The sequence below is a fragment of the Alkalibacterium psychrotolerans genome, assembly GCF_054784355.1.
Genome location: NZ_BAAGPH010000040.1, coordinates 1 through 13,630, shown reverse-complemented (window position 1 = coordinate 13,630; position 13,630 = coordinate 1). Strand labels below are relative to the sequence as shown.

Below are 13,630 nucleotides of genomic sequence, written 5' to 3'. Positions count from 1 at the left end.
ATAGTCACCTTGTCATTTCATAGAGTATGTCAGCTATTTTAGTTAAGCTGGCTGTTTGATCGGATAGTCCTCTGTCTACAACGGCTCTTGGCATGCCGTACACAGTTGATGTTTGTTTGTCCTGAGTAATAATATACCCCTTGCGTTGTTTGATTGCTTCACAACCCTCAGCACCGTCTTTTCCCATGCCGGTCAAAACAATCCCCAATGTACCTTCTCCATAAACTGCTGAAGCTGTTTCAAATAGATAGTCGACAGCCGGGCGTACACTATGGCGTTTCGGCTTCTTTGTTAACCTCATCTGATTTCCGTCTATAATTAAGTGTTTTCCTCCCGGTGCTAAGTACACCCTTCCCGAGAGTATTTTTTGACCATCTTTTGCTTCTTCCACTGGAACTGATGCCAGTGAATTTAAACGGTGGGCAAAAGAAGCTGTAAAGTTCTCTGGCATGTGCTGAACAATGAATACCGGCACTGTCAAATTTTCAGATAAGGACTGGATGACTGAAACGAGAGCTTTTGGTCCACCTGTCGATGCTCCGATGACTATAACCTGAAGTTTGTCTTTTCTTTTTTCCAGACAGCTGTTAGAAGTTACTTGGTTATCGCTAACTTTTTCATCACCTTTAGCATCCTTGTTAAAATAGACCTTAATCCGTTTGGACAGTTCCGTTTTAAAATAATTCCAGTTTTGACTGATAGCGACTGGCTTTTCGACAAAATCTTCTGCTCCAAGCTCCAGCGCTTTAAATGTCGTTTCTTCGTTCGTTTTGGAACTGAGCATAATAACCGGTATGGAGTGGAACTCTTTAATGACTTTCAATGTATCCAGCCCGTTCATGACCGGCATCTCTACATCAAGCGTTATAATATCCGGTACGCTTTTATTAATAAGCTTTAATGCTTCTTCACCATTTCTGGCTGTATCTGTAACTCTGACTCCCTTGCAGTCGTTCAAGACGTTCGATAATACTTTCCGCATCAAAGCAGAATCATCGACAACTAGTACGTTTATTGTCATAGTGCATTCCTCATTTTTCTTTTCATAATACAATTTCTTCCCGGTTCACTAAACGTACTCTTACTTCAAATGTTTCGAGGTTCACGAACATGGACCGCCCCATTTTCCCACCAACATCTTCAGATAGGATGGTCAGATTCAAGTCTGCCAAAATCCGTTTAACTGAATCGACATTTCTCTGGCCAATCTGGAGAACACTCGACGCTTCAGAAAAAGAAAACATGCTTGCTCCACCTGCAATTTTAACAAGCAGCTGGTCTTCGTTGGTCTGCTCTTTCAGTTCCTTAATAATCTTGGGCAAAGCCAGATCAGCAAATTTCGGCCAGTTGGATTTATCTTTAAAAGCTGTGCTGTCCGGAAGCATGATGTGACTAAGCGCCCCGACTTTTGCTTTTGGTGCATACAAGGCTATGCCGACACAGGACCCCAGTCCAATGGTCACCAGCTGATTCGGAGCAGCAGCTATTTTGTAATCTGAAATTCCTACTTTAATCTGTTCAGTCATTCTACTCTCCAATAGTCACTCATTTACTCAGGCTTTAACTGTCTGGATTTCCACCAGCTTACGGAGTTCTTCACCCTTGTCTTCAGCAAAGAGGTAATGGCTGTCCAGAATGGGGATAATGCCTTCTTCTGTCTGCACAAAGGCTGAAATGTATGATAGCGAAAGTCCGTCAACTTTTTCTTCAACTGCTTCCGATAACTGCTCGGTTTCAAAATTTTCTACAACCGTTACTTCGTCAACCAGCAGACCGATGCGCGTCTCTTTCCAGTTTACCAGTATGATATCTGCTTCAGCGTGATTTCTCTCAGGCTGGTTGTAGAAACGGTCGGCCAGATCAATAATAGCCAACACGTCTCCTTCCACTTCCTGGAGGCCTACAATGTATGACGAAACATCAGGAATCACAGTATGATTGTCCAAAGCCACAATTTTATCCGTTTCCGATATAGGCAGACCGAATGTCTGTCCACCCGCTTTAAATAGTAAATGCTGTGCCATGTTATTGACTCCTTTTAAACAAATTCAGGTTCTAATGTATCCAGTTCGCTGTCAGATGACTCTGTTTCAGCGTCTGTTTTTTTCTGATTGATGACAAACTGTTCCGCAGAAAGCTTCAAATCCAGCGCTACATTTTCCAAGTGATTGATGTGAGTAGTGAAGTCTTCCATTGTCGCCAGTATTTCTTCTGCATTAGCGGATACTTGTTCAGTTCCGGCAGAGTTTTCCTGTGCTCCGGCTGCGATACTTTCCAGCTGAGCGACCACTTCTTCTTTTTTCTCGTTTATGACTGTTGAAGACTGCATAACAGTCAGCATGCTGGCAACAAGTTGTTCAAGTGATAAGGCAACATTTTCTGACGCTTTGATGGCTTCATCAATTTTCTCCGTCTGTACTATGCTGTCTTCGTTGGTTTCTTCAAGGTGCTTGACCATACCGGATGACTTGGACTGTATGGTTTGGATAATAGTCTGAATATCTTTTGATGATGTTGCACTTTGTTCAGCCAGTTTACGAATTTCATCTGCAACCACTGCAAATCCTCGACCAGCATCTCCGGCACGGGCTGCTTCGATAGATGCGTTCAAAGCTAATAGGTTTGTCTTGGTTGCAATAGTCGTGATAGCTTTGACAATGCCTTCGATGTTCTGAATATCTCCATCAACCTCTTCAATTCTGACTTTCAGATCATCCAATGTCTCCAACGTTTCCTGCCATTTCTTTTCGACATCATGAGTGGCTTGGGAGTTCTTGCCATTAACAACCATGGTCTCGTCCGCATGTTCACCCATCTTGGAAACTGCTGTATTAATTTCACTCAATGCTTCAGCCAATTCATTCATCTGAGTCACCGTTGCTTCAGTGTCCTGTGTCTGCATTGAGGTGGATTCAGCTACTCCGTTAATGGTTTCAGAAACTTCTGCCGTAGAGCGGCTGGTCTGGTCAGCAATTTCTGTCAGAGTGGTTGCCATGCTCGATACATTCTGACTGTTTCCTTGAATCACCTTGATGGTATCTTCAAAGTTAGTAATGGTTCGATTTAATGACAGTCCCAACTGATGAATCTCATTTCCTTTTTCATTTAATCCGTTTTGCTTTTTATTTGTCTTAGATTGTCTGCGCAGTTTTTTGGCAAACGGTAATTTTATTTTAAATAAATCATCTCGGGTCACACGACTGGTCAAATCACCCTGGCTGACTTTTTCAAACACACGCAGCAAAGCTTGTGTGACTGTGTTAATTAATGCGGTTAAAAGTCCAGTAATGAATAAGGCAAATAGGATAACAATAATCGTGACAAACGTGACAATACCTCTAATAGCCCCCATTTCCTGTGCCATTTCGTTTGCACGGACCATTCCGTAAACATTTAGGCCTAAGTCTGGAATGCGGTTATGGAAAATACCAAACTGACCGCCGTTTACACTGTTATCAAAAACCCAGCCAGAATTAGCAGTTGTCCCAACTTGACTGCTGTTAACTGAAACTGAGTTGTCTTCCTCGAGAGAAGCGCGGAAGTAGGTTTCTTCTGATAAATCTTCTCCTACTTGTTGTTCTCTGGAAGACGCCAGTACCGTACCGTTATCCGCAATCAAATTTACATAGCCAGTATTACCGAGCTCAGTTGTAATAAAATCCTGCTGAATGGTGTAGAGATCCAGATCCATTGCTATGACGCCTTCAATTTCTCCTCTTTGTCCCGTTCCTCTGTAAACCGTAACAAGTGTGCGGTTATTAATGGTGTAAGGCTCTGACCATGTCAAACGTGTTGATTCCATTGCTTCTTCAAGCCACGGAAAGACATTGTAAGGATTAACGCCTACTCTGATAGCCGCCAGACTGGATACATACGGAATTGAATCGTCTGCGGGAATATAGTGAACCGAAGAAATATACGGGTTCCCTGTTGCGACGTATTCAAAATTGGACAGTAGATTGGTACGATTCTGATCGTTCTCTTCTGTCAATCTAGATGTCGCTCCGCTCATAATCAGTAAACGTAGTGTTTCCTCTGCTGATTCCGCAGCGCTTTCAATAGATGAAGCTAAATTAGATGTAATCTGACGTTGCTGTGCCTCTACCCGTTCAGTAATAATATCTGATGTTCTAAAATATGTAATGGACATAGCGGCAATAACAGGTACCAGCATAATTACAATTAAACTAATTGCTATAGGTAAAGTGAGACTTTTGTGCTTTTTCTTTTTAAATAGGTTACTCAAATCTGGCTTTTTCCATCCATTGTTAATTTTGGGCCAGTTTACAGTCTGCATTCTCTCTTTAAACTGTGCTAATCTCTGTGACTTATTCTTCATCCTGACTCTCCTCTGCTTATCAAAAATATAAACCATTCCTCTATTAAATAATCGGTTAACTTTGTGAAAAGTTTAGTGTTTTTCTAATTTATTATTCTATAGTTTTTTTTGACACATTTATTAAGAAGAATTCCTGTCTTTCATTTAATCGAAAGACAGGAATAGTGATAGTAATTATGTTGAAAACTCAGCTGTGGACTGCTTCAGTTGACCTGCAAGCAATTTGAATTGTTCAATGGATGCAGTAAACTCTTCCATTGAAGCAAGAATTTCCTGGGCATTGGCAGATACTTGTTCAGTACCCGCGGCGTTGTTTTCAGCCGATGCTTCAATAGAATCCAACGCCTTCACAACGTTCTCTTTCTTCTCTTCAACCTGATCGGCCAGCAGTAAAGACTGACTGATGTGCTTGGCTAAAGTCTGAATTTTCTGCGAAATCTCTTCATTAGTCTGTGTTACATTCTCCAAAGAGACTGTCTGATTCTGACTGTCTTTTAATACATGATCAAGCGTTTTGACCATTTCTTTAGAGTCAGTTTGTATCAACTGGATAATACCAGCAATCATTTCTGATGAGTGGTTGCTTTGTTCAGCCAGTTTGCGGATTTCATCAGCTACCACAGCAAAGCCTTTCCCTGCTTCTCCCGCTCTTGCTGCTTCAATTGACGCGTTCAAAGCCAGCAAGTTGGTCTGTTCAGAAATATCATGAATAGCACCGAGTATTTTTTCGACGTCCTGAACATTTCCATCTACTTTACTGATATCTTCCTTAAGGTTATTGAAAGAAGTGACCGTCTGAGTCCATGTCGCATTTACAGTATGCATATTCCGGTCATTTTCGCCTAAAGCCAGTACCGTTTCATCAGCCTGATTCCCGACTTCCTTTAAATTAGTTGAAATGAGGTTAACGTCTTTGGACAAGTCCGTCATCATTTGCACGGTCCCTTGAGTGTCTCTTGTCTGCTCGCCACTTGCTTGAGCTATTGACTGGATGGTTTCAGACACTTCCTCTGTTGCACTCTTTGTCTGTTCGGTTATTTCGGATAAATCAAAAGCCAGTTCATCGACTGATTTGGCACGCAATTGAAGATCCAACACCATGCTTTGAAATGCTTTTACTGCCTTATTAAAGCTCCAGCCAATCTGGTGGAGTTCGTGTCCGTTCTCTTTAATTGCAGCTTTCTTATTCGTTTTTTCTTTCTTTGCACGTTTTGATACTTTCTTGTCTTTTTTGAATGACGTAATGCGCGTCTTTAAATCACCTTCCTGTAGACCGGACAAAGCACCTCTCAATACATGGGTTAATGAAACAAAATAATTAGAGAGGAATGTAGAAAGCAAAATCGCTCCAACAACACTAATGAGCAGAACCCGCGTTGAACTTCTCAGGAATACCGCATTTTCCGCAGCCATTTCTTCCGATGTCACAGCTCCGTATACAATCATATTCATTTCCGGTACACGTTCATAATAGATTGGAAAGGTCTGGTCGTTAAAGTCGTTATAGATTTCTCCTGACTGATTACCTGCTTGTTGAAAAATCGCCTGATCACCCACGTATAAACCTGCTAAAGATGAATCCTGTGTGAACTGCCAGTAACCTGTTTCGGTAATCACAAAAGGATACCCGGTTTCCCCAATCTGGCTCGAATCAATAATGGCCGCAATACTTTCCATATCCAACTGCACACCTAATACACTTGTATCTCCGTTAGCTTGTTCAATTTCCATTGCAGCCGCCATGGTCGTAGCACCTGAAACGGCATCCGCATAAGGTTCAGACATGTAAACATCACCGTCAGCCTGAACTGCCCCCTCAAACCATTCTCTAGCAGTGGACTCCAGGTGAGACTGTGAGACAGTACCTAGCGCAGTTTCACCGGGTACAAATAAAAACGCATCGCTTATGTATTGTGATGCTGACTGAACTATTCCCAGCATGTTTTCCAGCTGAGTCGTATCTTCCAGTGTGCTGATCTGGTCTATGTTGTCAATTTCTGATAAGGCTGTCAGACTGCTCCGTGCTTCACTACCCGCGTCATCTATTAAAGAGACGATACGACTGGTTGCTTCCTGCTGTTCTCTCAATACTCGCCTTGTCACTACCTGATCCATTCGGTAATACAGTACGCCCGAAACTATAAGTAACGGCAGCAGCACCAGAATTGTGAATAAAAAGATAAACCGTAATCTAATAGATTTAGATTTTGGCTTTTTTGCATTTCTTTTCTTTATTTTATTTAACATTTTGTCCCCACTTTCTATTTGTGCATTCTTTATCATAATCGGCTATTTATGTCATAAGTTAAGTCTTTAAAACGAACAAAAAAGCCTGAAGAAAAAATCTCCAGACTTGTCTGTTTATTTTTGTATTATCTGAACTGACTACAACTATTCCTGAACCAGCGTCGATCCTTTTTTGGCATAGCCTTCGACGGCATAGGTCTGACTTTCTTCGTCGTAAAGCTGACGTTCTAAGAGCGTGTGCTGACGCAGTTCGACCAGCCAGTCTCCTCTGTCGTTGGGAATGCTTAACTGGTAATGCACCATCAGTTTCTTCATCTCTTTTTCAATGGCTTCGCGTAGAATCTCCACATCCTCTTCATCCCGAGCCGAAATGAGTACATTTGGATACAAAGTTGGACGGGTCTTTTCTTCCAGCAGATCCTTTTTATTGTATACCGTCAGCATCGGAATATGGTCCATACCCAGTTCTACCAGAAGTTCCATAACGGTCTCCTCGTGTCCCTTAATATTTTCAGCCGAGGCATCTACGACATGCAGAAGCATATCCACATCTCTTGATTCTTCCAAAGTTGATTTAAAGGCTTCAATTAGCTGTGTCGGCAGATCTTGAATAAATCCAACCGTGTCTGTCAAGGTAACCAGCATGCCTGAAGGCAGTTCACATTTTCGCGTCAACGGGTCCAGTGTCGCAAAGAGTTGATCTTTTTCATAGGTTTCCGCCTGTGTCAGCTGGTTCAACAGGGTTGATTTTCCGGCATTGGTATAACCAATCAGACCAATCTGGAAGACATTGCTGTCGCGTCTCTGCACACGGCTCCGTTCTCTATGCGCGGATATCTTGCTCAGTTCTCTTTTAATATCGGTCATCTGTTTCTGGATATGACGGCGGTCAGTTTCCAGTTTCGTTTCACCTGGACCACGTGTCCCGATTCCGGCACCTAAACGAGACATGTTTTCACCCTGCCCGGCCAGTCGCGGTAGAATATAAGATAATTGAGCGAGTTGAACCTGAAGACGCCCTTCCTTACTTTGCGCACGCAAGGCAAAAATATCCAGAATGACTTGTATCCGGTCTATAACTTTCGTATTCACCAGTTCCTGAATGTTCCTTACGTGACTGGGTGACAGTTCCTCGTTAAAGACAATGGTCTCTGCCTCCAGTTCTTCCGCCAGGTTTTTCAGCTCTGTGATTTTTCCTTTACCGATATAGGTCTTGTAGTCCACTTTTTCTCTTTTCTGAGACAAGCGTGCGACCACTTTTCCGCCGGCATTCTCAACTAATTGTTCCAGTTCGTCGAATGAATAGCGAAAGGCATCTTCCTCGTTCTGTTTTTCTACACCAACTAGGATGACTTTTTCATATGCTTTTTTATTTTCCATTTAATCACTTCCTATGTGGTTTTTGACTTTCTGATTAATAGTGTTCATCTCTTCCGGCTGTTCCACCAAATTCGCCCATATATCTACGTCAAAACGATTCCTGAACCAAGTCAGCTGACGTTTGGCATAATTTCTGGAATGCTGCTTGATGGCTTCTTTGACTTCTTCTAAGGACGCATCTGCCTTGAAAAGTGGGATGCATTCTTTGTAGCCAATCCCTTTCAAACTTTGAGCGTCTTCCGGTACACTTTTCCATAACGTTTCGGCTTCCTCTAAGAGTCCGGCTTCAATCATTAGATCGACTCGCTGATTTATACGGTCATAGAGCACAGTCCGGTCAGTAGTCAGTCCGATGACTAGAGCATCAAATAAAGGTTCTTTCGTCTTCTCTTTTTGAAAGGCCGAGAATGGTTGACCCGTTTCATGAATCACTTCGAGCGCCCGGATCACTCGTCTCACATTATTGGGATGAATCGCTTCTGCAGCCTCCGGATCCTGTTCTTTCAGCTTATTGTGCAGTTCGTTTCGCCCCTTTTCTCTGGCGAAAGCATCCATCTCATCGCGGAATGCCTGGTTCGGCTTTGCTTCTCCACCATGACTGATATCAAACAGCAAAGACTCAATGTACAAGCCTGTCCCGCCGACCACAATCGGTACGTTCTTCCGGCTGGTTATCTCTTTTATTTTATATGTCGCATCTTTTTTGAAGTCCGATACAGCATACGGTTCTGACGGCTCTTTGATATCGATTAAATGGTGCACGATACCCTGAGCTTCTTCAGCTGTGACTTTAGCTGTTCCGATGTCCAGTCCTTTATAGACTTGCATCGAATCCCCATTAATTATTTCTCCATTGAACTGTTTAGCCAGTTCGATACTTAAATTCGTCTTGCCGACAGCTGTTGGACCTACAATGACAATGACTTTCTCTTTCACAGTTTGCCTCCAACATTCTTTGTTCTATTAGTATAGCATATGTAGCACCAATGATTAAAAGGAGTCGACTGATTAAAAGGTGGAAACTCGCCGCGAGTTTCCTGTTCCCTATTGCTTTTGGATAGTGCTGGTGTTTCGTAGCGCCTTCTTCGGTATTCCTCCAAAACACATGAAGTCCACACTCCTACAGTTCTTTTAAGAAGGTAAAATCTGGCGGGTGCCAGATTATCCATTTAAGATTTTCTTTTTGGGGTCAAAAATGTTGGGTTGGTGCTGTGTTCGGAGGGATAAGGCTAACTCGGATGGTGGTCTTTATCTCAGTTAGTGGAATCCTGAGGTATTTGGCCAACTCAGATGGTGCACCTCATCTCAGTTAATGGAATAACGAGGTATTGGGGCAACTCGGATGGTGCTCCTCAACTCAATTAGTGGAATAATGAAGTATTGTGGCAACTCGGATGGTGCAACTCATCTCAGTTAGTGAAATAATGAGGTATTGAGGCAACTCAGATGGTACTCCCTGTCTCAGTTAGTAGAATAGTGAAGTATTCGGACAACTCAGATGGTGCTCCTCATCTCAGTTAATGGAATAGTGTGGTATTGAGCTAACTCGCTCTTCCTTTACCAGCTCAGTTAGTGGAATCTCAACGGATAAGGCCAACTCGAGACTCCCTAATCTTCCCAGTTACCGCTATAATCAATATAAACNAATGACTATTCTCAATAAAAAAGCGTCAGAACAGCTTGAGCCTGAAGCTCGCTGTTCTGACACTTTTTTCGGTTGTTAATCAAATTCACGCTTTAACGTATCCGCGGCAAGCTTCTGCACAGGCGAAGCAGGCTTTGGCACATTCCTGACAGTGGTCATGTTTGTGCTGCTCACATTCTTTTCCGCAAGCCTGACAAATCGTACCACACAAGGCAACCAGGTCATTTCTTAATGAGCCTTCTCTACCAATGAATGACAGCACCATTTGACAGATATCGGCACATTCCCTGTCGAGTCGTATACATTCTCTCATCATGTCTATGTCGTCTTCTTTGAGGCAGGAATCGAAACAATTGTTGCACGCCTGCATACATTCATACGTCGCATCCATCACTTTCTTTGTTTGAGCATCCATTCTTTTTCCTCCTATCTGTTTAATTACTTACAGTATAATCGGAACAATGAAAGCGTTTCAAGCGATAGCCATTGGTCGTTTCTAACGAAAAGTACTCTTAAAAAGTCAGTAGATATTCGGTAATTATCAATCTTCCAGTAGCGACCAGACTTCTTCGGCCGACAAGCTTGTCAGCGACTTCTCGTTTCCTTTAGTAATCACCGAATCAATCAGCTCGCGCTTTTTCTCCTGAAGGTCGTTGATGCGTTCTTCAATCGTTCCTGTGGTAATAAAGCGAATAATCTGAACAGATTTTTTCTGTCCGAATCGGTGAACACGGTCAGCGGCCTGATCTTCAATGGCTGGATTCCACCAGGAGTCATATAGAATAACCGTATCCCCACCTGTCAAGTTGAGTCCGGTTCCCCCGGCTTTCAGCGAGATCAGGAAGAGGTCTTTCTCACCCGTGTTGAAGCGAGTCGTCAAGGTCAGGCGGTCTTCATTCTTCGTTTGGCCGTCCAAGTAGTGGTAATCCACATCAAGTCTATCCAGTCTCTCTCGAATAAGTTTAAGCATGGATGTGAATTGAGAAAACAAGACCACACGCTTGCCGTTTTCACGAGCCTCTTCAAGGTATTCCATGAGTCGTTCCAGTTTGGAAGACGTGCCTTCAAAGTTTGAGGTCACAAGTCTAGGATCACAGCAGATTTGTCTCAAGCGAGTCATACCCGCCAGAACTTTAATCCGGTTGGCATTCAGCGAATCGGTATCAATCAGGGTCTTAATTTCCTGCTTAATAGCCGCATGCTGTGTCTGATACAGACGTTTTTGCGAATCGGACAATTCAATATATTCTGTCGTTTCTGTTTTTTCTGGTAAGTCCTGCAGCACATCTCTTTTCAGACGTCTCAGGATAAAGGGTTTAATTTTAGCTGCGATGCGTTCCTGTTCCATTGCCTGGAACACTTTTCTGTTTTTAAACAGTCCCGGCTGAATTATGGAGAACAGTGACCAAAGTTCGCCAAGGTGGTTCTCGATTGGCGTTCCAGACAACGCAAATTTTGTTTCAGATTTAAGTCGTTTAACCGCCTGTGTCGTTTTGGCTGCACTGTTTTTAACTGTCTGGGATTCATCAAGTACAATGGTTTCAAACTCTTGATCACCATATAAGTCATCGTCGCGCTGAATGAGCGGATAGCTGGTTATCCAGATAGGAATGTTTTTATCAATCGCTTCCTGTTTCTTCTGCTCACGCTCTTCTTTGTTTCCAGTAATAATAATTGTTTCGGTATCGGGAACAAAGTTCAGCCATTCGTGCTGCCAGTTGTAAACTACGCTGGATGGGCAGATAATCAAATACTTGCCGTGTTTCTCTTCAAGTTTGGACTGAAGGAAAGCAATGGTCTGAATAGTTTTACCCAGTCCCATGTCATCCGCGAGTACACCGCCGAAGCCGTAATGGTCCAGACTTCTCAGCCACTTAAAGCCAGTAACCTGATAGGGACGCATATTGGCATTCAAGCCTTTAGGTAGATCAAAATCCAGTTTTTCCGGTTTCAATAGTTGATTGACAAGCGTCTTGAATCGCTTGCCGGTACTAATTGATTCTTCATCCATGGCGGATAAGCCCTGGAAGACTGACACAGTCATGTCGCTCTCAAACTCATCATCCTCTATATCTAGAGACTGCTTGGCGCGTTTCATGGCCTGGAATGCCGGGTCTTTCAAATTTACCAGCTGGCCGCTCGACAAGCGGTAAAACGGCTGGTTGTTTTCCAGTTCTTTTAATAATGACTGCAATTCATCCGACGGAATATCCTCTGTTTCAAAGCTGATATCGAGGAGGTTCGATGATTCACGCATCTCCATCGTTACACGCGGCTGTTTGGCCGGGCTGTAAATCAAGCGGCGCGCTGACTGAGAAAGGAATATTTCCATGCCGTCAGCCAGCTCAGGTAACGCATCGTATAAAAAAGCGCTGATGGTATCTGTTTCAGTTAGTTTCCACATTTTCTGTTCACGGGCAACGGAAGGTATGTGCGTATACAGCATATTTAGACTGTCTGATTCATTCTTCCATTCGCGAACCACAATCGTGTCTTCTTTTACTGACTCCGTATCTTCAAGCGGATAGATAGTTGTCTGTCCATATGAGAAGACCGGACGAATCAGAAGATTGCTGCCTTCCGTATCGATATACAGCTGGGGTTCAAACGGTGCCTGGTAAATCAGCTGCTTGACGGCATCATCCATCTCAACATCAACGACTTCCGTCAGCTGAGACAAGGTCACGGACAGAAATTCTTCAATTTCAGATTTCCGCATGACTAAGGTGTAGGATCCCGAAGTCTTTAGACCTTCAAAAATGCTGTACAGGAGCTCAAATGTCGGCGACGACAACAGATAAAAGATTTTATTTAATTCAAGCATTTTTGCCTTTTTATGAAAATGAAAATCTTCAACCGTTAAAGAGGTGTCGGCCAATGACAAATGGAAGAGATTCTCTTTCTTTTCAAAAGTGAACTGCAGATTTAACTCTTCAATGCCCTCTTTCACTTTTAGAGTGTCCCCGCGTTCGACCTGCGTTAACTGACGTGGTGGACGACCAAATCGGACAAATGCCCCCATCGTCTGTTCAAGCAGATGAATGACCTCATTGATGTATAGTTCAGGGATAGAAAAACTTTCCTTATTCATCAGAGAATTCTCATAGCCTACTGGAACAACAGATGTAATAATATCCTGTATGTCTCGTAGTTTTTCAAACACATATCGGTCTTCCGGCATCAACGCATATTCTTTCGGGTTAAACGTAAAGTTTTTACCGAATTCGATTGGTTCCCCGTCAGTAATGTCTGTAATGACACGTGACGTATTTTTTACAATATATAAGTAGTCTTTGCCTATTTTAAAGAACAGTTCATAAACAGGATGGGCTGACGTTCCGCTGACATTTAAAATATATTCAACATATACGGGCTGCTTGTATAGTGAATCAGTCTGGCGGGCAATCTCCTGTTTTGATAAATGAAGGAGTTCTGAGACGGCTTTCTCACTTTTCTTGTAAGAAAACATCGGCTGCACTGTAGACGATTCAGCAGTGTCTTTTTTGCCTTTCTCTTTTAAATCATTGGCATCTAAATCATTTAAATAAAAGAGTGTCGCCACCACATGCTTGCATGCGCCCGAACTTTTTTCAAAAGCCTTGCAGGTACAATGGTACTTTTTAGCTACTCCATTCGGGTAGAAGCGTAAATGGACGGTCTCCAATTGACGGTCTTCGACTGATACCTGAACAGTATTTTTTTGCGTATCCACTTTGAGGTTCTTAATCTCTCTTTTTTTATACAGTTCTTTCCCTTGTAAAAAAGTAGAGTAAGTACTCGCAAGAGACGTAATCGTCATTTCTGGAAAAGCTTGTTTTTTCATTTTATCAGTCATCCCTTTTCAACTGTTGTCGTTGCTTTACTTGTCTTCTGGTTAACGAAAAAGTTCATCTATTAACTCAAGTTTCGCACCCCTAAGAACGACGTTCTATCCTTTTACCGTAAAGATCAGTTAGAATATTGAACTTAAAAGTACAGAAAAAGACACCTCTCTTTGGTAAAATGTAGTTACCAACAAA

General features: G+C 42.6%; 9 protein-coding genes. All 9 read right to left on the bottom strand.

Annotation, left to right across the window (positions count from 1 at the left end):
- Nucleotides 1-4: 4 nt before the first annotated feature.
- The 9 genes from ACYVLS_RS07025 to ACYVLS_RS06985 all read right to left on the bottom strand — a co-directional run bounded on the left by ACYVLS_RS07025 (nucleotide 5) and on the right by ACYVLS_RS06985 (nucleotide 13,434).
- Nucleotides 5-1,021, bottom strand: coding sequence for a protein-glutamate methylesterase/protein-glutamine glutaminase (locus tag ACYVLS_RS07025; RefSeq protein ID WP_460322916.1), 1,017 nt, complete (start codon nucleotides 1,019-1,021; stop codon nucleotides 5-7).
- Nucleotides 1,022-1,043: 22 nt separating this feature from the next.
- Nucleotides 1,044-1,526, bottom strand: coding sequence for a chemotaxis protein CheD (locus ACYVLS_RS07020; RefSeq protein ID WP_460322914.1), 483 nt, complete (start codon nucleotides 1,524-1,526; stop codon nucleotides 1,044-1,046).
- A gap of 27 nt (nucleotides 1,527-1,553) precedes the next feature.
- Nucleotides 1,554-2,024 carry a chemotaxis protein CheW gene (locus tag ACYVLS_RS07015; RefSeq protein ID WP_460322911.1) on the bottom strand — a complete coding sequence of 157 codons (471 nt, stop codon included), beginning with the start codon at nucleotides 2,022-2,024 and terminating at the stop codon, nucleotides 1,554-1,556.
- A gap of 14 nt (nucleotides 2,025-2,038) precedes the next feature.
- Nucleotides 2,039-4,339, bottom strand: a complete 2,301-nt coding sequence (locus ACYVLS_RS07010; protein ID WP_460322908.1) for a methyl-accepting chemotaxis protein — start codon at nucleotides 4,337-4,339, stop codon at nucleotides 2,039-2,041.
- Between the two features lie 174 nt (nucleotides 4,340-4,513).
- Complete coding sequence (locus tag ACYVLS_RS07005; RefSeq protein WP_460322905.1) at nucleotides 4,514-6,586, bottom strand: methyl-accepting chemotaxis protein; 2,073 nt, start codon at nucleotides 6,584-6,586, stop codon at nucleotides 4,514-4,516.
- A 144-nt stretch (nucleotides 6,587-6,730) separates the two neighbouring features.
- The gene (gene hflX, locus ACYVLS_RS07000) at nucleotides 6,731-7,966 is read right to left on the bottom strand and encodes a GTPase HflX (RefSeq protein WP_460322903.1); all 1,236 of its coding nucleotides are present in this window, start codon (nucleotides 7,964-7,966) and stop codon (nucleotides 6,731-6,733) included.
- Nucleotides 7,967-8,902, bottom strand: coding sequence for a tRNA (adenosine(37)-N6)-dimethylallyltransferase MiaA (miaA, locus tag ACYVLS_RS06995; RefSeq protein WP_460322900.1), 936 nt, complete (start codon nucleotides 8,900-8,902; stop codon nucleotides 7,967-7,969).
- A gap of 794 nt (nucleotides 8,903-9,696) precedes the next feature.
- Nucleotides 9,697-10,026: a four-helix bundle copper-binding protein gene (locus tag ACYVLS_RS06990; protein ID WP_460322898.1), complete on the bottom strand. Its 330-nt coding sequence runs from the start codon at nucleotides 10,024-10,026 to the stop codon at nucleotides 9,697-9,699.
- A 126-nt stretch (nucleotides 10,027-10,152) separates the two neighbouring features.
- A complete protein-coding gene (locus ACYVLS_RS06985; RefSeq protein WP_460322896.1) occupies nucleotides 10,153-13,434 on the bottom strand; it encodes an SNF2-related protein in 3,282 nt (1,093 codons plus the stop codon).
- Nucleotides 13,435-13,630: the final 196 nt, after the last annotated feature.